Annotated in this window: 21 protein-coding genes; 12 read left to right on the forward strand and 9 right to left on the reverse strand. The window is 28.4% G+C overall.

From position 1 onward, the window contains the following. Positions 1-43: 43 nt before the first annotated feature. The 3 genes from EGN60_RS03575 to lysS all read right to left on the reverse strand — a co-directional run bounded on the left by EGN60_RS03575 (position 44) and on the right by lysS (position 3184). Positions 44-898: a collagen-like triple helix repeat-containing protein gene (locus EGN60_RS03575; protein WP_157977605.1), complete on the reverse strand. Its 855-nt coding sequence runs from the start codon at positions 896-898 to the stop codon at positions 44-46. 65 nt (positions 899-963) lie between these two features. After that, positions 964-1581 carry a collagen-like triple helix repeat-containing protein gene (locus EGN60_RS03440; RefSeq protein ID WP_211324455.1) on the reverse strand — a complete coding sequence of 206 codons (618 nt, stop codon included), beginning with the start codon at positions 1579-1581 and terminating at the stop codon, positions 964-966. 127 nt (positions 1582-1708) lie between these two features. Further along, on the reverse strand, positions 1709-3184 hold the full coding sequence (gene lysS / locus EGN60_RS00470; protein WP_124724148.1) for a lysine--tRNA ligase: 1476 nt from the start codon (positions 3182-3184) through the stop codon (positions 1709-1711). Between the two features lie 324 nt (positions 3185-3508). Between lysS and EGN60_RS03580 the strand changes: the two genes are divergently transcribed. The 4 genes from EGN60_RS03580 (at position 3509) to EGN60_RS00490 (ending at position 6680) form a co-directional block, all read left to right on the forward strand. Continuing rightward, positions 3509-4366 (forward strand): collagen-like triple helix repeat-containing protein, encoded by an 858-nt coding sequence (locus tag EGN60_RS03580; protein ID WP_124724149.1) that lies wholly within the window; start codon positions 3509-3511, stop codon positions 4364-4366. 80 nt (positions 4367-4446) lie between these two features. Then, positions 4447-5316, forward strand: a complete 870-nt coding sequence (locus tag EGN60_RS03585; protein ID WP_124724150.1) for a collagen-like triple helix repeat-containing protein — start codon at positions 4447-4449, stop codon at positions 5314-5316. A gap of 95 nt (positions 5317-5411) precedes the next feature. Continuing rightward, positions 5412-6077: a hypothetical protein gene (locus EGN60_RS00485; protein ID WP_124724151.1), complete on the forward strand. Its 666-nt coding sequence runs from the start codon at positions 5412-5414 to the stop codon at positions 6075-6077. Positions 6078-6095: 18 nt separating this feature from the next. Further along, complete coding sequence (locus EGN60_RS00490; RefSeq protein WP_157977606.1) at positions 6096-6680, forward strand: DDE-type integrase/transposase/recombinase; 585 nt, start codon at positions 6096-6098, stop codon at positions 6678-6680. 58 nt (positions 6681-6738) lie between these two features. Here EGN60_RS00490 and EGN60_RS03590 read toward each other — a convergent pair whose 3' ends face one another. Together EGN60_RS03590 and EGN60_RS03595 are read right to left on the reverse strand one after the other, a co-directional pair. Then, complete coding sequence (locus tag EGN60_RS03590; protein WP_124724153.1) at positions 6739-7521, reverse strand: collagen-like triple helix repeat-containing protein; 783 nt, start codon at positions 7519-7521, stop codon at positions 6739-6741. An 80-nt stretch (positions 7522-7601) separates the two neighbouring features. Continuing rightward, positions 7602-8450 carry a variable surface lipoprotein gene (locus EGN60_RS03595; RefSeq protein WP_124724154.1) on the reverse strand — a complete coding sequence of 283 codons (849 nt, stop codon included), beginning with the start codon at positions 8448-8450 and terminating at the stop codon, positions 7602-7604. Positions 8451-8870: 420 nt separating this feature from the next. Between EGN60_RS03595 and EGN60_RS00505 the strand changes: the two genes are divergently transcribed. The 6 genes from EGN60_RS00505 to EGN60_RS00535 all read left to right on the forward strand — a co-directional run bounded on the left by EGN60_RS00505 (position 8871) and on the right by EGN60_RS00535 (position 13655). Further along, positions 8871-9722: a collagen-like triple helix repeat-containing protein gene (locus EGN60_RS00505; protein ID WP_124724155.1), complete on the forward strand. Its 852-nt coding sequence runs from the start codon at positions 8871-8873 to the stop codon at positions 9720-9722. Positions 9723-9788: 66 nt separating this feature from the next. Then, the gene (locus tag EGN60_RS00510; RefSeq protein ID WP_124724156.1) at positions 9789-10625 is read left to right on the forward strand and encodes a collagen-like triple helix repeat-containing protein; all 837 of its coding nucleotides are present in this window, start codon (positions 9789-9791) and stop codon (positions 10623-10625) included. A gap of 80 nt (positions 10626-10705) precedes the next feature. Further along, complete coding sequence (locus EGN60_RS03600; protein ID WP_124724157.1) at positions 10706-11575, forward strand: collagen-like triple helix repeat-containing protein; 870 nt, start codon at positions 10706-10708, stop codon at positions 11573-11575. Between the two features lie 95 nt (positions 11576-11670). Further along, the gene (locus EGN60_RS00520) at positions 11671-12216 is read left to right on the forward strand and encodes a hypothetical protein (RefSeq protein ID WP_124724158.1); all 546 of its coding nucleotides are present in this window, start codon (positions 11671-11673) and stop codon (positions 12214-12216) included. A 137-nt stretch (positions 12217-12353) separates the two neighbouring features. Beyond that, positions 12354-12938 carry a DDE-type integrase/transposase/recombinase gene (locus tag EGN60_RS00525; RefSeq protein WP_157977607.1) on the forward strand — a complete coding sequence of 195 codons (585 nt, stop codon included), beginning with the start codon at positions 12354-12356 and terminating at the stop codon, positions 12936-12938. A gap of 171 nt (positions 12939-13109) precedes the next feature. After that, on the forward strand, positions 13110-13655 hold the full coding sequence (locus EGN60_RS00535) for a hypothetical protein (RefSeq protein WP_124724160.1): 546 nt from the start codon (positions 13110-13112) through the stop codon (positions 13653-13655). A 33-nt stretch (positions 13656-13688) separates the two neighbouring features. On the opposite strand, the gene EGN60_RS00540 is transcribed toward EGN60_RS00535, so the two are convergent. The 4 genes from EGN60_RS00540 to EGN60_RS00555 all read right to left on the reverse strand — a co-directional run bounded on the left by EGN60_RS00540 (position 13689) and on the right by EGN60_RS00555 (position 17287). Next, complete coding sequence (locus EGN60_RS00540) at positions 13689-14543, reverse strand: collagen-like triple helix repeat-containing protein (RefSeq protein ID WP_124724161.1); 855 nt, start codon at positions 14541-14543, stop codon at positions 13689-13691. Positions 14544-14611: 68 nt separating this feature from the next. Then, the gene (locus EGN60_RS03605; protein WP_124724162.1) at positions 14612-15472 is read right to left on the reverse strand and encodes a collagen-like triple helix repeat-containing protein; all 861 of its coding nucleotides are present in this window, start codon (positions 15470-15472) and stop codon (positions 14612-14614) included. A gap of 65 nt (positions 15473-15537) precedes the next feature. After that, complete coding sequence (locus tag EGN60_RS00550) at positions 15538-16155, reverse strand: collagen-like triple helix repeat-containing protein (protein WP_124724163.1); 618 nt, start codon at positions 16153-16155, stop codon at positions 15538-15540. Between the two features lie 88 nt (positions 16156-16243). Next, positions 16244-17287 (reverse strand): tyrosine-type recombinase/integrase, encoded by a 1044-nt coding sequence (locus EGN60_RS00555; RefSeq protein WP_124724164.1) that lies wholly within the window; start codon positions 17285-17287, stop codon positions 16244-16246. A 129-nt stretch (positions 17288-17416) separates the two neighbouring features. On the opposite strand from EGN60_RS00555, the gene EGN60_RS00560 reads away from it, so the two are divergent. Together EGN60_RS00560 and EGN60_RS00565 are read left to right on the forward strand one after the other, a co-directional pair. Continuing rightward, entirely contained in the window at positions 17417-17941 is a 525-nt protein-coding gene (locus tag EGN60_RS00560; protein WP_124724165.1) for a hypothetical protein, read from the forward strand. An 87-nt stretch (positions 17942-18028) separates the two neighbouring features. Beyond that, entirely contained in the window at positions 18029-19732 is a 1704-nt protein-coding gene (locus tag EGN60_RS00565; protein ID WP_124724166.1) for a right-handed parallel beta-helix repeat-containing protein, read from the forward strand. Positions 19733-20049: the final 317 nt, after the last annotated feature.

Raw genomic sequence — 20049 nt, forward strand, 5'->3', positions numbered from 1 at the left:
AAATAAAAAATAGCAATTACAAAATGTAATCGCTATTTAGAAATTATCTAGTTGATTCATTGCTTGCGTGAGCAGCTTCTTCATTAACAGGTTTAGCCATTTCTGCTGCTTTATTAGGAGTTGTATCTACAACAGAAATTTTTGTTATAGTTAATTTACCTTCAAAATTTCCTGTATTCATTTTAGTATTGTATGTACCAAGTTTACTAAAACTGTCAGTAGCAAAGGCCCCTTTAATTTCTGTAAATTGAATTGAATTTGCTTTTAAAGTATATTTTATTCTTGCAGAAAATAGATTATCAGGTCCAGAAGCATCACCGTTTTCTAATACATTTGTAAATAATATTCCTTGAACTCCAGTGTCTTTTGCGTTACCGTCTTCTCCAAAAAGAGAATCTGTATCCAGTTGGCCTACATATTTAATAATAAATTTTGAACGTCTGTTTGTAGGTCTAACTGTTTTTGAAGTTCAATAATTTGAAATTTCAAATTTTAAAGTTACAACATCGTCTTTTTTGATTGGGCTACTGAAATCAATAGCTGCATTGGTATTTCCGTCAGCAATTTTTTGACGCAAATCAGTGTCTATAGCTTTATCAATTAAAACTGTTCTTTCTAATGAAACAGCAGGCCCATTTGCACCTGCACCATCTTTACCAGGTTTACCAGCTGGTCCTTCAGGTCCTCTTTCTCCAGCAGGTCCTCTGTCACCAGTTTCACCTTTATCTCCCTTATCACCTTTTTCACCTTTTGCTCCAGGTTGACCTTGAGGTCCAGCAGGTCCTCTATCACCTTTTTCACCTTTAGGTCCTTGTTCACATGAAAGTGCAAATAAAGGAGCTGCTACTAACGGTGAAACACTAGCTAAACCTAGCATAATTTTTAATGATTTTTTCATCTTTCTCCTTTTTAATTTAATAAATAAAAAATTGCTTTAGATATAAAAATCTAAAGCAATAAAAACTAATTTTCTTTTGAATATTTTATTAAGGTTATTCTGCCGGTTAGAGATTCATTATTTTTAAGATTTATAAAATTTCCATTTTCTTGAACTTGAATATTAAAAACTGTTATACCATCATCTCATAATCGATAAGTTACAAAAGCTGGAATAATAGCTTTTGTTTTGGATTTTATACTCATAACCATTGCGCTTGTATAACATTCTACAACCTTACCTTTTTCTTCTATATTTCTAGTATCTAATAAAGTTTTTAAATTGATTGAATATTCTTTATTGTCTAAACTAGCTTTAAGATCTAAAAATAAAGTTATTAAATCTCCTTCAAGATACTTTTGATTATTTGAAAATAATATTTTACCTGATTTTACAAAAGCACGCCTCACAAGATAATCTGAGGCTTCTAATGAAGAATTTAGCAATCAAATTTTTTCAAATCCTTTGCCATCTTTTCCGTTTTCGCCTTTCTCGCCTTTTTGTCCTGGTTCTCCTTTTTCACCTTTTTCTCCTTGAAAGCCTTGTAAACCTCTTTCAGCTTTAACATGAATATGCTGGCATGATACAGTTGCTATAGGAATTATTCCTAATGCTAATAAAAGAAATTGTTTTTTAATTTTCATATATAAATATCTCCTTAATTAATAATTTTTTACTTTATTATATTAAATGAGTTTTAATAAATTTAAAAGTATTTTAAATTGTATAAAAAATCAATTTATCATTCAAGATAAATTGCATAAAACGTTATTATTTGTTGTTTTCTAATTCTTTTAATTGTGGAAACATTAAAATGTCTCTAATTGAGTCATTTTCTGTTAATAGCATAATTAATCTATCAATACCAATTCCACAGCCTCCAGCAGGTGGCATACCATATTCTAAAGCATTAACAAAATCTCAATCAATTTCATTAGCTTCTTCATTTCCATTTTCTCTTTCATCTAATTGTGCTTCAAAACGTTTTAATTGATCAATAGGATCTGTTAATTCTGTAAACATATTAGCAAATTCTTTTGTACCAATAAATAATTCTGCTCTTTGTGTAAAACGTTCATCATTTAGTTCTTTAAAAGCAAGTGGAGAGATTTCAATAGGATGTCCATATACAAATGTTGGTTGTATTAAAGTTTCTTCAATATATTTTTCAAATAGTTCATTAATTACGTGACCTAATTTAAAGTATTTTTCAACTTTAATGTTATGTTTTTTAGCAAGTTCAATAGCTTGTTCATCATTTAATTCTCTAACATTAACACCGACCTTTTCTGATACAGCATCAACCATATTTATTTTATTAAATGGATATTTAAATTCGATATCATACCCATTGAATTTTACTTTTGAAATATTTAATTTTTCTGTTAAGTATTTAAATACTCCTTCAGTTCTTTCCATCATTCCTCACATATCAGAATAGGCTTCATAAAATTCAATAGAAGTAAATTCTGGATTATGTGTAGAATCAACACCTTCGTTTCTAAAAATTCTTCCTATTTCATATACTCTTTCAAAACCACCAACTAAACATTTTTTAAGTGGCAATTCAGTAGCTATTCTTAAATAGAAATTTCTATTTAGTGCATTGTAGTAAGTAATAAAAGGTTTGGCAGCAGCCCCGCCTAAAATAGGATGTAAAACAGGAGTGTCAACTTCTAGATAGTCTAAATTATCAAAATATTCTCTTACACCTCTAATTATTTTGGTTCTTAATACAAAAGTTTTTCTTGATTCTTCATTAACAATTGTGTCAACATATCTATGACGTCTTCTTTCTTCTGGATCTACTAAACCATGATATTTATCTGGTAATGGTTTTAGTGATTTAGTTAATAAGGTTAATGATTTAGCTTTAAGCATTAATGCATTAGTATGAGTTTTAGATAACATACCACTAACACTTACAATATCTCCTAAATCTAATTGTTTTAATGTGTTTAAAGAATTTTCATCTAATATTTTTTTATCAATATAGATTTGTAAATTGCCATATCTATCGTTTAAAACAATAAATGGTCCTCTTTGTGCTAATACTCTACCATTAAAAATTTCATTAATTTCTTGGCTTTCAATTTCTTCTCTAGTAAGTGAAGAAAAGTTTTTATCTATTATTTCTGAGTTTGTAGTTGGTTTTATAGTTTGATTAAAAGCTCTCAAATTTTCTTTTTCTAAAGTTTGAATTTTTTCTCTTCTAATTTGTTCTTGTTCTGTAAATTTTCTTGACATATTTTTAACCTTTATCTATTTTTATAATTTAATTAACTTTTTAAATGCATAAAATGGGCTTTAATAAAAATGTAAGTCCACATTTTTATAGCCCTTACTCTTCCGCTCTAATATATTTTTTAATAAAAAATGAAGTTCAAATTCGATTTTCATAATTTAAAATACTAATCCTTTTTTTCACTTTAAACTCCTTTATTAAGTTATTTAAATTATAAAAGAAAAATTAAAAATTTTCATTTTTTAAGTTTTTAGTATTTAAAGTTATTTTTTGAAAAAAAATAAAAAGAAAATAGTTCAGCCTGTTTTAAATTAAAAAGGAGAAAGATGAAAAAATCATTAAAAATTATGCTAGGTTTAGCTAGTGTTTCACCATTAGTAGTAGCTCCTTTATTTGCACTTTCATGTGAACAAGGACCTAAAGGTGAAAAAGGTGATAGAGGACCAGCTGGACCTCAAGGTCAACCCGGTGCAAAAGGTGAAAAAGGTGATAAGGGAGATAAAGGTGAAACTGGTGACAGAGGGCCTGCTGGAGAAAGAGGACCACAAGGTGAACCTGGTAAACCAGGGGTTGCGACAAATGCTGAATCTGCATCTAAAGTTAATCAAACTGTTTTATTTAGTAGTGACTTTGCTAAAGACACAAGCACAGACAATACAACACCAGCGGGAGAACTTTGAACTAAATTGACATCAAATCAAGAAATTGTATTCAGTTCTCCTATTGAAAAATCTGACATTGTTAAACTAAACTTTTTTGCGTCAAATAAATGAAATGGAAATGATGAATTTAGAATATACTATTTAAATCAATTAGATACAAGCGATTTATTTATTAATGGTTACAATGATTCAGAAGGTATAACTAATTATATATTAGTTGAAGCTGTAAGAGGGGGAGGGTTGCCTAATGCTATAAATCAAATCTTTAGAGCTAAAATTGAATATACCTTAAAAAGAGGTTCAATTAAAATTAATTCAATTAAAGCCGCTTTTGATAGTAATAAACATGGTACAAATGCTTATAATGCAGCAATAGATTTTAAAACTGGACAAGACTTTAATAAAGGTGAGGCCTTTAAGGGGAAATTAATTCTAACAAAAATTTCAACTAATTTAGTTACTCCTAAAGCAGCAGATTCTGCTACAACAGTTGAAGAAGATACAACACATTCTGGTGCTTAATCAATTGGATAATTTCTAAATAGCGATTACATTTTGTAATTGCTATTTTTTATTTTGTCTTTAAATTAAAAAGGAGAAAGATGAAAAAATCATTAAAAATTATGCTAGGTTTAGCTAGTGTTTCACCATTAGTAGCAGCTCCTTTATTTGCACTTTCATGTGAACAAGGACCTAAAGGTGAAAAAGGGGACAGGGGACCTGCTGGACCTCAAGGTCAACCTGGAGCAAAAGGTGAAAAAGGAGATACTGGTGCTCAAGGACCTAAAGGTGAAACTGGTGACAGAGGGCCTGCTGGAGAAAGAGGACCTGAAGGACCAGCTGGTAAACCAGGGGTTGCAACAAATGCTGAAACAGCTACTAGTTTAGAAAGAACTGTGCTATTTGATAGAGACTTTTTAAAATCAAACGATCCATCAAAAAAAGAAGAAAATGCATTATACAACATAATGACACATAGCGGGAAAGTTGGAGCTACAAAAATTCCTTTTGCTCAAAATATAACAAAAAATGATATTTTAAAAATAAAATTAAGTTTTAAAAACAACTTATCAAACAGAACTTACTATGCAAATTATAATGGTGAATTAGAAACAGAGTCTTTATTTGCTAATAATCCTTCTTTATTGGAAGCTAGTGGTGATGGTTCTGCAAGTAATGAAAAAGGTCTTAGAGGTCAAATTTTATTAGATTTTGTAAAAGATGGAGTTAACACAAATACACCTAAAGAAATTTTTAAAGTAAGAGTAGCATATTTACTATTTACAGATGGTATACAAATTCTGCAAATTAATGGTGGTTTTGATGCAACAAAATTCACTGTATCTGATAGATTTGGAACTACAATTAATACAGGAGATGCTTTCACCGGAAGATTACAAATTTCAAAAATTACTTTAACTAACAAAGAAAATGTAGCCCTTCCTTTATTAGTTAAAACACCTGCTGAATAAAATAAAATAAAATAAAAAACCTGCTCAGAACATTTTTAAACTAGGATAAAAATTTATAGACACATTCCATTTAAAAGAAAGGAATGTGTTTTTTTATGTCAAGAAAACAGTTTACAGCAGAACAAAAACTAAAATATATAAAAATTTTAATTGAAAAAGATTTAGAAATGGCGATGATTACTTTTGTTGAAGATTTCTGAGAAGAAAGATATAAAGAAAATTATTTAAAATACAAGAATAAAAGAAACCCATTTAAATATGCCAAAATGCTAATTACAGATTGATACAACTTGTATAATTTAGATATGGAATTACTCAAATCTAAAACGGGAATTGCTCCAAAAAAAGGTAAATCAGGTCGAAAAAGAAAAATAAGCATAAATGACTTAAATGAATATGAAAGACAATTTTATCAAGATGTCTTAGAAGAAATATTAGAAGAGCATGGGATAACAAATTCAGATATAATTGAGAAAGTTAAGAAAAGAAAAGACGAAAAAAATATTAAAAACTGCAGAATGAAAATTCTAGCAGAAATCTTTGATATAAACAGAACTTCTATTTACTCTAACTATCTTAAAAAACAAAAAAAAGATTCTAAAGAAAAATATATTAAACAAGAAATTATTGATTGGATTTTAGCAGAAGCTGAAAAATCAGGATTAGTTATAGGTAGGGACAAACTCTATTATAAATATATAAGATCAACAAAAAAATATGTTTCTTCATATGTTTTTAGAATAAATTATGAAAAAAGTTAATATAAATCTTTGTCATATGTGCGTTCAAACAAATCAAGACCACCGAAAGAAGCTAAATACGATAAAATATGAACTGATGGCTTTTTAAAAGGAGATTTTTCATCATCTTTTTTCGCTCAAACAATTCATGCGGATATTAAATATGTAAGAGTCAAAGAACAATGATACTACTTACATGTTTTAACTGAAACATTTTCAAATTCAATTTTAAACTGAACATTGTCAAAAGAAAGAACCGCTGATTCAACTATTAAATTATTAGATGAAACCATTAAGAAATTTAAAATAAAACCTCAAATTTTTCATAGCGACCATGGTATAGAGTATGCAAATAATAAATTTAGGGACTTTTTAAAAACCAACAACATTAAACAATCTATGTCACCAAAAGGGAATTCATTAGCTAATAGACCTTCGGAATATTTGTTTTCAATTTTTCAAAGAGAATTTTTCGATTTTTACGATACCAGTAAAATGAATTTATTAAATGTGTATAATATAGTTAACAAATTTGTGGTTTGATATAACTTAGATAGACCACAATCGAATATGGAATATAAAACGCCATATGCTGTTAATCAACATATAGCGTTTTGTGTCTAAATTTTTTATCCTAATATAGCTCAGAACATTTTTTGTTAAGCAGGTTTTTTATTTAATTTTATTCTACGTTAGTTGTGTTTTCTGTTTTATTTTTTGTGTGTATTGTTGATAAAGAAATTTTTCCGGTAAATGTTCCTCTATTAAAGATTCCATTAAAATCGCTTGACTTAGTTCCGTTTGTTTCATTGAAACCGTGTCTTATTTCTTTAAATTCAATTGAATTTTGTTTTAATGTATATTTAATTCTTGCTACAAAAATGTCATCTGGTTTCGCTACGTCATCAGAATTCATTAAAATTTTGGCTATTATTATTCCACTAATTCCTTGTTCGTTAGGTGTATTATCATTTTGAAATAAATTTGTTGTATCAATTTGACTAGAATAATTTATTACAAATGGTGTTCTTTTACCTTTAATAGTTCAATAATTCATTAAATTAATATTCATATACAATAAGTCGCCTTTTTGTAAATTTGTAGCAAAATTTAAAGGGGCTGTTGAACCATTTGTTAGTTTGGTTCTAATTTCACCATCTATATTTTCATTTAATAAAACAGTTCTTTCTAAACTGGTAGCTGTTTCAGCATTTGTCGCAACCCCTGGTTTACCAGGTTCACCTTGTGGTCCTCTTTCTCCAGCAGGCCCTCTGTCACCAGTTTCACCTTTATCTCCCTTATCACCTTTTTCACCTTTTGCACCGGGTTGACCTTGAGGTCCAGCTGGTCCTCTATCACCTTTTTCACCCTTAGGTCCTTGTTCACATGAAAGTGCAAATAAAGGAGCTGCTACTAATGGTGAAACACTAACTAAACCTAGCATAATTTTTAATGATTTTTTCATCTTTCTCCTTTTTAATTTAAAGACAAAATAAAAAATAGCAATTACATATTGTAATCGCTATTTAGAAATTATCTAGTTGATTAAACACTAGGGTGTGCTACAGTTTCTTCAGCTGCTGGAGAAGGTTCTGCTGCTTTAGGAGTTGAAGGATCTGTTGTTGAGATTTTTGTTATTGTTATTTTACCAACAAAGGCAGCTCCTGTTGTGTTTATTGTTTGATCTCATGCTGTTGAACTGTCATCAAATCCTTGTGTGATTGTTTTAAATGATGCAGCTAGTTGTGTAAATTTAATAGATCCAGCTTTTAAAGTGTAACCAATTCTTGCTTTAAAAATATTTTTCGGTGCTGTATTAGCAAAACCATTTTTCATAAAATCCGTTATAATTTGACCATTAATTCCAGCGTCAACAGGATCACCATTTTCGTTAAATAAACCATCAGTGTCTAGTTCACCTAAATAAAATGCTGTAAAAGGTTGCCCTCCTCAATTATTTGTTAATTGAATTCTTATTCTAACAATGTCACCTTTTTTTATTCCACCATTAGCAAAAGAAATTTCTGTTTTTTTAACAAGTGCGTCTTTCAATACTTTTTTAGGTCCATCTGCTGAATTATCAAAATCTTGATTTAATAACACAGTTCTTTCCAATGAAGTAGCTGGCCCACTTACTGCAGAAGCATCTTTACCAGGCTCACCTTTTTCACCTCTAGGTCCTTGAGGTCCTACAGCTCCTGCAGGTCCGGTAGCACCGGTTTCTCCCTTATCACCTTTTTCACCTTTTGCTCCAGGTTGACCTTGAGGCCCAGCAGGTCCTCTATCCCCTTTTTCACCTTTAGGTCCTTGTTCACATGAAAGTGCAAATAAAGGAGCTGCTACTAATGGTGAAACACTAGCTAAACCTAGCATAATTTTTAATGATTTTTTCATCTTTCTCCTTTTTAATTTAAAAAACAAAATTGTTTTTATTGCCTAAAGTGATATAAATAATAAATTTTAAAGTTATAATTATGTAGGCTTTTTATTTTAAAAATAAAAGCATTTACTTTACCTTTATATTTTTAAAATATTAATTTTGATACATTTTTTTATTATAAAAAGCCAGCAAAAAAAAAAAAAAAAGCAATAATTTAAAAAAAATATATAATTATTATGTGTGATGTATACAGACGCGTCACACATGTAATGGATATTATTATGTCTGTTATATATATAATTCTTATTTATAAGTATCCAAAAATAAACAAATAAATTAAAATAAAATAAAATCATAATCAAATATTTTTCAATTTAATCAAACTTTTTTTGATATAAAATTAAAGTTTTTTTTTTAAATTAAAAAGGAGAAAGATGAAAAAATCATTAAAAATTATGCTAGGTTTAGCTAGTGTTTCACCACTAGTAGCAACTCCTTTATTTGCACTTTCATGTGAACAAGGACCTAAAGGAGAAAAAGGGGACAGAGGGCCTGCTGGACCTCAAGGTCAACCTGGAGCAAAAGGTGAAAAAGGTGACAAGGGAGAAACCGGTGCTACCGGACCTGCCGGAGCTGTAGGGTCTCAAGGACCTAGAGGTGAAAAAGGTGAGCCTGGTAAAGACGGTGTAGGCGCAAATGGACCTGCCACTTCATTAGAAAGAACCGTATTATTAGATAAAAAATTTAATAAAGATGGTGACGCAAAGGCTTTACAAGATAAACTATTAGCAGAACAAGAAGTAAATTTTGACAATGGAGAAATTAAAAAAGGGGATATCGTTAACTTAAGGCTGGAAATGCAAAATGGTTGAAATGGTTCTACTTTTACTTCTTTATATATGGGTCAATTAGATACACAACCATTATTTGAAACGGAAAATGGAGAAGCTAATGAGGAAGGAATACAAGGGATAATTATTCCAACAATAGTAAAAGATGGGTTAGGAAATAATGAACCTAATAATGTCTTTATTATTAAAGCAAAATATACTTTGAAAAAAAATTCAATTCAATTTAATGAGTTAAGAGTAAGTTTTTATAGAAATAATAATAAATTTGAAGAAAGTACAAACTTTGGTAATAAAATAAATACTGGTGATAATTTTGTTGGAAGAATAACAATCACAAAAATTTCAACAACAGATCCTTCAACTCCTAAAGCAGCAGAACCTTCTCCAGCAGCTGAAGAAGCTACAACACATACTGCTGAAGTATCTTCTAGATAATTTCTAAATAGTGATTACATTTTGTAATTGCTATTTTTTATTTTGTCTAAATTAAAAAGGAGAAAGATGAAAAAATCATTAAAAATTATGCTAGGTTTAGCTAGTGTTTCACCATTAGTAGTAGCTCCTTTATTTGCACTTTCATGTGAACAAGGACCTAAAGGTGAAAAAGGTGATAGAGGACCTGCTGGACCTCAAGGTCAACCTGGAGCAAAAGGTGAAAAAGGTGACAAGGGAGAAACCGGTGCTACCGGACCTGCCGGAGCTGTAGGGTCTCAAGGACCTAGAGGTGAAAAAGGTGAGCCTGGTAAAGACGGTGTAGGCGCAAATGGACCTGCCACTTCATTAGAAAGAACCGTATTATTAGATAAAAAATTTAATAAAGATGGTGACGCAAAGGCTTTACAAGATAAACTATTAGCAGAACAAGAAGTAAATTTTGACAATGGAGAAATTAAAAAAGGTGATATCGTTAACTTAAGGCTGGAAATGCAAAATGGTTGAAATGGTTCTACTTTTACTTCTTTATATATGGGTCAATTAGATACACAACCATTATTTGAAACGGAAAATGGAGAAGCTAATGAGGAAGGAATACAAGGGATAATTATTCCAACAATAGTAAAAGATGGGTTAGGAAATAATGAACCTAATAATGTCTTTATTATTAAAGCAAAATATACTTTGAAAAAAAATTCAATTCAATTTAATGAGTTAAGAGTAAGTTTTTATAGAAATAATAATAAATTTGAAGAAAGTGCAAATTTTGGTAATAAGATAAATACTGGACAAAACTTTGCTGGAAGAATAACAATCACAAAAATTTCAACAACAGAGGTTACTCCTAAAGCAGCAGAACCTGTTGCAACAGCTGAAGAAACTGTAGCACACCCTAGTGTTTAATCAACTAGATAATTTCTAAATAGCGATTACAATATGTAATTGCTATTTTTTATTTTGTCTTTAAATTAAAAAGGAGAAAGATGAAAAAATCATTAAAAATTATGCTAGGTTTAGCTAGTGTTTCACCATTAGTAGCTGCTCCTTTATTCGCACTTTCATGTGAACAGGGACCTAAAGGTGAAAAAGGTGATAGAGGACCTGCTGGACCTCAAGGTCAACCTGGAGCCAAAGGTGAAAAAGGAGACAAGGGAGATAAAGGTGAAACTGGTGATAGAGGACCTGCTGGACCTCAAGGAGAAAGAGGACCTGAAGGACCTGCTGGTAAACCAGGAGTTGCAGCAAATGCTGAATCTGCATCAAAAGTTAATCAAACAGTTTTATTTAGTAATGAATTTAAAAAAGATGCAGACAATGTTACACCTTCTACACCAGAAAATGATTTATGAACTAACTTAACTACAAGCAAAGAAATTAATTTTAATGCTCCTATTGAAAAAGGTGATATAGTTAAATTAAACTTTTTTGCTTCTAATGTATGAAACACAAAAGATGAATTTTGATTATCTTATTTAGGTGATTTAAATACTGATTCTTTATTTAAAAAAGGTTACGACGACAATCAAGGAACCACTAATTACATTATTGTAGATGCTGTAAGAGGAGCTGCTACTCCTAATGCAATTAACCAAATATTTAAAACAAAAATAGAATATACATTGAAAAAAGGATCTATTAAAATTAATTCAATGAAAGTTACTTTAAACCCAACAAAAAAAGGTAATGCTTATGTAGCAGTCGATGGGTTTAATAATGGTCAAGATTATAATAGAGGTGCTTCTTTTAAAGGTCAGTTATCAATTACTAAATTATCAACTAATTTAGTTACTCCTAAAGCAGCAGAACCTGCTCCAGCAGCTGAAGAAGCTGGAACACATTCTGATACTGAATAAACTAGATAATTTCTAAATAGCGATTACATTTTGTAATAAACTAGGATAAAAATTTATAGACACATTCCATTTAAAAGAAAGGAATGTGTTTTTTTATGTCAAGAAAACAGTTTACAGCAGAACAAAAACTAAAATATATAAAAATTTTAATTGAAAAAGATTTAGAAATGGCGATGATTACTTTTGTTGAAGATTTCTGAGAAGAAAGATATAAAGAAAATTATTTAAAATACAAGAATAAAAGAAACCCATTTAAATATGCGAAAATGCTAATTACAGATTGATACAACTTGTATAATTTAGATATGGAATTACTCAAATCTAAAACGGGAATTGCTCCAAAAAAAGGTAAATCAGGTCGAAAAAGAAAAATAAGCATAAATGACTTAAATGAATATGAAAGACAATTTTATCAAGATGTCTTAGAAGAAATATTAGAAGAGCATGGGATAACAAATTCAGATATAATTGAGAAAGTTAAGAAAAGAAAAGACGAAAAAAATATTAAAAACTGCAGAATGAAAATTCTAGCAGAAATCTTTGATATAAACAGAACTTCTATTTACTCTAACTATCTTAAAAAACAAAAAAAGATTCTAAAGAAAAATATATTAAACAAGAAATTATTGATTGGATTTTAGCAGAAGCTGAAAAATCAGGATTAATTATAGGTAGGGACAAACTCTATTATAAATATATAAGATCAACAAAAAAATATGTTTCTTCATATGTTTTTAGAATAAATTATGAAAAAAGTCAATATAAATCTTTGTCATATGTGCGTTCAAACAAATCAAGACCACCGAAAGAAGCTAAATACGATAAAATATGAACTGATGACTTTTTAAAAGGAGATTTTTCATCATCTTTTTTCGCTCAAACAATTCATGCGGATATTAAATATGTAAGAGTCAAAGAACAATGATACTACTTACATGTTTTAACTGAAACATTTTCAAATTCCATTTTAAACTGAACATTGTCAAAAGAAAGAACCGCTGATTCAACTATTAAATTATTAGATGAAACTATTAAGAAATTTAAAATAAAACCTCAAATTTTTCATAGCGACCATGGTATAGAGTATGCAAATAATAAATTTAGGGACTTTTTAAAAACCAACAACATTAAACAATCTATGTCACCAAAAGGGAATTCATTAGCTAATAGACCTTCGGAATATTTGTTTTCAATTTTTCAAAGAGAATTATTCGATTTTTACGATACCAGTAAAATGAATTTATTAAATGTGTATAATATAGTTAACAAATTTGTGGTTTGATATAACTTAGATAGACCACAATCGAATATGGAATATAAAACGCCATATGCTGTTAATCAACATATAGCGTTTTGTGTCTAAATTTTTTATCCTAATATACCTCAAGGTCAACCTGGAGCAAAAGGAGAAAAGGGGGACAAGGGAGAAACCGGTGCTACCGGACCTGCCGGAGCTGTAGGACCTCAAGGTCCTAAAGGTGAAAAAGGGGAGCCTGGTAAAGACGGTGCAAGCGCAAATGGACCTGCCACTTCATTGGAAAAAACAGTTTTACTTAATTTAGCTATTAAAAAAGATGCAGATGAAGTTACAACTTCTACACCAGAAAATGATTTATGAACAAAAATTACAACACCTCAAGAAATTTCTTTAAATAATTCAATTCAAAAAGAAGATATTGTAACATTAAGATTAGAAATGGACAATGCATGAACAATTAATCGTGTTAGAAAAGTTTTCAAATTATTTTATTTAGGAAATCTTGACACTGAAGGATTATACAATAACGATGAGGTTAATGCAGACGGCATTAATGGAGTTGTTTTTGGAAGAGTCCTTGTAGAGGGAGATGCAACAAAACCTGATGAAATATTTGTTGCAAGAATAAAATATACTTTAAAAGCAGATAAAATTATTTTCAATGAAATTAGAGGTGGTTTTACCACTTCTGGTGACGGGGCTCCAAAAAAGGCAGAAAATTTTGACACACAATTTAATGTAGGAAAAGGTTTAACAGGAAGACTAACTTTAACTTCTATACACACCACAAATAAAACAAATAAAGCTGAAACAACAAGATAGTAAATAAAAGTTGGGAAATCCCAACTTTTTAATTTATGCTGCTGGAGCTTTAACTAACAATGGTAAATTTATTCCTTCTTTATCTTTAATAGAAATTTTTGAAAGTTGTAAATGCCCTTTAAAGCTAGAACCTGTACTTATATCTGTATCAAAGTTATCTATAGCTGGGAATGTGTTTCCTTTTGGATTAAAACCACCTTTTATTTGTAAAATTTTAATACCATCATTAAATAAAAGATAAGCAATTCTAATTTTATAAATAGTTTTTGTACTATTATTTGTTACACCGTCTTTTATAAAATCTGTAAGTATTTGTCCCCTCATTCCTCCATCTTCTAAAGGTCATGTAGGTGTAGTTGAAAATAAGTTATCTGTGTTAATTTCTCCAACATAGTCTGTATATAATTTATTACTTCCTCAATTATTTGAAAAACTAAATTTTATTCTAACAATATCCCCTTTTTTAATTTGTTCTGAAAAAGGGATTTTTGTAGATCCATCTTTGCCGTCATGAATTAGAATATCATATAAAGCTTTTTCTTCTTTTTTGGTAGGTTCTTCTGCAGAGTCTTCAAAGTCTCTATCAAATAGCACAGTTCTTTCTAAACTAGTAGCTGTTTCAGCATTTGTTGCAACCCCTGGTTTACCAGCTGGTCCTTCAGGGCCTCTTTCTCCTTGAGGTCCAGCAGGTCCTCTATCACCAGTTTCACCTTTATCTCCCTTGTCTCCTTTTTCACCTTTGGCTCCGGGTTGACCTTGAGGTCCAGTAGGTCCTCTGTCACCTTTTTCACCTTTAGGTCCTTGTTCACATGAAAGTGCGAATAAAGGAGCAGCTACTAATGGTGAAACACTAGCTAAACCTAGCATAATTTTTAATGATTTTTTCATCTTTCTCCTTTTTAATTTAAAGACAAAATAAAAAATAGCAATTACAAAATGTAATCGCTATTTAGAAATTATCTAGTTGATTCATTGCTTGCGTGAGCAGCTTCTTCAACTGCTGGAGCAGGTTCTGCTGCTTTAGGAGTCGCGTCTGTTGTTGAGATTTTTGTTATTGTTATTTTACCAACAAATGGTGCACCTGATGAATTTATTTTTTGATTAAATGATGTTGTATTTGTATCGCTATAACCGCCTGATACTTCGTCGAATGAAGCTGCTAAAACAGTAAATTGGATAGAAGATTTTTTCAATTTATATGCTATTCTTGTTTGAAAATTGTTTTTAGGTGCTGTACCATTTAACCCATTTTTTACTAATAAGGTATAAACTTGACCATCTATTCCATCCTCTACCGCGTTTCCTTGATCATCAAATAAACCATCAGTGTCAAGTTCACCTAAATAGAATGCTGTAAATGTAGCTCCAGATCATCTATTGCTTAATGTTAATCTTAATTTAACAATATCACCTTTTTTAATTTCTCCATTAGTAAAAGGTATTGCAGTTCTATCAACTAAAGCTTTTTTTAGCGCTTTTTTAGGACTTTCTTCTTGAGTATCGCCAAAATCTTGATTTAATAATACGGTTCTTTCTAATGTAGTAGCTGGCCCACTTACTGAAGAAGCATCTTTACCAGGTTCCCCTTTTTCACCTCTAGGTCCTTGAGGTCCTACAGCTCCAGCAGGTCCGGTAGCCCCGGTTTCTCCCTTATCTCCTTTTTCACCTTTGGCTCCAGGTTGACCTTGAGGTCCAGCAGGTCCTCTATCACCTTTTTCACCTTTAGGTCCTTGTTCACATGAAAGAGCGAATAAAGGAGCTGCTACTAACGGTGAAACACTAGCTAAACCTAGCATAATTTTTAATGATTTTTTCATCTTTCTCCTTTTTAATTTAATAAATAAAAAATTGCTTTAGATATAAAAATCTAAAGCAATAAAAACTAATTTTCTTTTGAATATTTTATTAAGGTTATTCTTCCTGTTAGAGATTCATTATTTTTAAGATTTATAAACTTTTCATTTTCTTGAACTTGAATATTAAAAACTGTTATACCATCATCTCATAAACGATAAGTTATAAAAGCTGGAATAATAGCTTTTGTTTTTAAATCTTTGTTTACAACCATTGCGCTTGTATAACATTCTACAACCTTACCTTTTTCTTCTATATTTCTAGTATCTAATAAAGTCTTTAAATTAATTGAATATTCTTTATTGTCTAAACTAGCTTTAAGATCTAAAAATAAAGTTATTAAATCTCCTTCAAGATACTTTTGATTATTTGAAAATAATATTTTACCTGATTTTACAAAGGCACGCCTCACAAGATAATCTGAGGCTTCTAATGAAGAATTTAGCAATCAAATTTTTTCAAATCCTTTGCCATCTTTTCCGTTTTCGCCTCTCTCACCTTTTTGACCAGGTTCTCCTCTTTCACCTTTTTCTCCTTGAAAGCCTTGTAAACCTCTTTCAGCTTTAACATGAATATGCTGGCATGATATAGTTGCTATAGGAATCATTCCTAATGCTAATAAAAGAAATTGTTTTTTAATTTTCATATATACTCCTAATATTTAATAATTAATTATTTAATATAAATTTAAAAAATATATATTATATATTAGTTTTATATATATTATTTATACTTTAAGCTTTATTTTTAATAATTTGATTTATAAATTCTTTTATATTATCTAATTCATCTTTTATTTCTTTATTTACTTTTTTAGCTTTAAACAACTTAATTTCATACAAATTAATCATATTTTCGAGCATTTCAAGCTCGAAAAAAATTTTAGCTGTTTTAAGTTGATATTCTTTTTTTGGATAACTAATTTTATTTTTAAAGCTGGTTTTTTGCAGCGATAAAAGTAAATCTTTTTGATATTCTTCATCTACATTTATATAATGATTTTGAATAGTATTAAGATTTTTATGTCCCGTAATTTGCGCAATTTGTGCTACTGTTTTTCCACTTTTATGAGCATATGTTATAAAAGTGGTTCTTAAAGAGTGAGCACAAATTTGCAAATTTAATTTTGCTATATCTTCGTTTTTTTCAAACACAAATTTTTTAAATTTAACAAAATTGCTTTTGATTCATATTCTATTTTGCAATTTTTTTATATCCAAATTGCTATTAGTTAATTTTAAAACTTCTTCTGGTATTGATAAAAACCGATCATTATTATTCTTTTTAGTTTCTATTTTAAATATTTTAAAATGCCTATTAAAAACGGTTTGTCAATCTACTGATGTAAATTCAGAAAGCCTGCAACCATTTTTTAAAAGTATATGTCATAAGAATTTAAATTCTTTATTTTTAAATTCTTCGATATTTTTATTTAACCTATCTAATATTTCACCATAATAAGCTGGCTTTTTTTTATATACTATTGATTTATGTCTTTCTAATTCAGTTAAATTTAAAAGTTGTTTTTTATATGTTTTAGTATATCAATTATTAATATTTTTAATTAATGTAATTAATAAATTAATAGTTGATTTTTTTAAATTCTCATTATTAAAATCAGCTAAAGTAAGTTTGCTTTCTCAATCTAATTTTACTAAATGCTTATAAAAGCAAATTTTATAATGGGTTAGTGTTATTTCAGAAATGTTACCGTGATTTTTTTTATACTTTATAAATTTGTTAAAAATTGAAATTTTCTTTTCATTATCAATTGTCATTTTTTCTCCTTAATTTTTTATAAATAAATCATAATTGCAATTAAAAAACTTAAAAGTATTTAAATTAACATTCTAAATAAAACAAAAAAATTATTTTATTTATAATTTAAGGCATAAAAAAGGATGCTTATGAAAAGTAATACAAAAAAATTAGTCTATATTTTATTAGCACAAACGCCAGTTTTTGTTAGCCCATTAATTATGGTGGCATGTAAACAAAATGAAGCTAATGATGTTTTAAAATTAGAAAATAAAGCCAAACTATTAGAACAACATTACAATTCACTTTTATTAAACAACTTTAATAAAAGTGAACAAGTTTTACAAAATATTAAAGACATTGAAGATCTAAAAAAAGAAAATTTAGATAAAAAAAATAAAGAAGATAAACTAACTTCTTTAATTAATTCTTTACAAATAAATATAAAAATAGATTTAAAAGATTATTTTAATTACAAAATTAATCTTTTAAATAATATTGAAGATAAATTACAAAAATATAATTTAAGTGATTTTGAAATAAATTGAAAAGAAGATTTTTTAAATGAATTAAATAAGTATAAGTCTTTGTTTAATTCTTTAGTAATTAAACAAATAGAAAATAATGATATATTTTTAGAGTTACAAAAATGTTTTTTAAATATCGACACTTAAAAAATAGAATATGAAAATAAATTAACTGCGTTTTCTAGTGATTTTGCTACTAAATCACTAGAAATATATAACAGTTTTAAAACTTTAATGTCTTATTTTGATTTAGAAGATTTAAAAAATTTAAACGCAGATTTAGTAAATAAACTATTAAATAAAGAAGTAAGTGAAGAATATAAAACTGAATATAATAATAAACTTAAAGCAATAGTAATTAAAAAAGCAAAAAAAGCAGATTGAAAAGCTTTAATTAGAAAATTAGAAGCTGAAAGTAATAATATAAATAAAAATCAACTTAATAAATTAAATGAAGATTTTAGTTTATTAAAAACTTCTTTAGAAAATAATGAGCCTGAAAATATATATAATACAACTGTTAATTTAATAGAAGCTATGGCTTTAATAAAAGATAATAAAGCCATAGCAGCTGAATTTAAAACTTATTATTTGGATTCAAATTATCAAGGTAATGGTGACGGCTTATCTGAAAAAACACCTTTTAATAATTTAGATCAAATTAATAAAATTAAACTAAATCCAGGAGACAAGGTTTTATTAAAAGCAAATAGTGTTTTTAAAGGTGTTTTATGACCTAAAGGAAGTGGAAGTCAAGAAAATCCAATTACTATTTCAATGTATGGCTCAGGAAATAAACCAATAATAGATGCTGAAGGAAGAAAATTTTTAAATGCTAATAAAGATATAAAAGGACCTATGACTGATTTTAAAGAAAACAATATAGGTGCAGCAGTTTATTTATATAATCAAGACTATATAACAATAGAAAATCTTTATTTAACAAATCCCGCTACTAATCAAGGTGATAGATCAGCTATTAGAGTTGAAGGTTATAATAAAGGTGTAATAAAAGGAATAGTAATTAGAAATAATACTATAAACCACGTAAATGGTTGAGGAACTCAAGATGATATATATACTGTTAAAGCAGTAGATAAAGATGGTAATTTAATAAAAAATGGAGCTAATTTTTTTGGTGCAAGAACAACACACAGAACTGGTGGTATTAATTTAGTTACATATACAGCAAGAGAAAAAGAAAAGAAAAACAAAAAAGGTGTTTTAGTTCAAGAACTAGACCCAGATAAAAAAATAACTATTTTTGAAGATGTATTAATTGAAAATAACGATATAGAAAATGTCGAAGCAAATGGTATTACTACAACAAATATAAAAGGTGAATTAGATAATATAGCATATAGACATAGAAATGTCGTTATTAGAAATAATAAAATAATTAATGCAACTAGAGCTGGTATTATACCATTATATACTACAGGTGTTATTGTAGATGGAAATGTAGTCGATACATTTCAATCTCATAGCTCAGGCTATGGAGTAGGTATATGAGCCGATAGAGCAGATCATATGATGTTTATTAACAATATTGTTAGAAATGGAATCAATGATAAAGACGGTATGGGCTTCAATTTAGATGACATGACTAAAGATGGTTTAATTGAAAACAATTTGATAATAAATAATTATGGTGGTGGTATTATGCTTCACATTCGTGATGCTTCATATAATAAAAACCACATTATAAGAGGCAATATTTTAATTAATAATACTTTAGCTTTTAGTCCAAATAAAGCTCAAATTATTGCTATAGGAGAACATCCATTAACTAATACATATATAAAAAATGCAAAAGTATATAATAATACTTTTATTCAAGAAATGAATGGAAAAATGATATTCCATGGTAATGAAGTATTATATAAAAATAACATATTTAAATATATAAATAAAGATAACAATTTAAATCCTAATTAAGTTTATGAAGCAGGTGCTAATTCAAGCTTTGTAAATAATGTTTTTTATGCTAATGCTTTACCAAATAAAGCTAAAGATCTAACATTAAACAATATTAAAGTTGATAATATTGCTTTAAATGACAACTTAATATCAATTTACCCTAGCTGATATTCTGCTATTTTTAAAAATAAAGAAAATTTAAATATCTTAAATAAAAAAGAAGAATATAACTATGACATTTTTGGAAATGAAAATTCTTCAGTTATAGGGGCATATCAAGGAAAAGAAATAACCTTAGATAATAGTTCAGTTAAATATATAGATATTAAAAAAGC

It is taken from the genome of Mycoplasma struthionis, from assembly GCF_003855455.1.
Classification (GTDB): Bacteria; Bacillota_I; Bacilli_A; order Mycoplasmatales; family Metamycoplasmataceae; genus Metamycoplasma; species Metamycoplasma struthionis.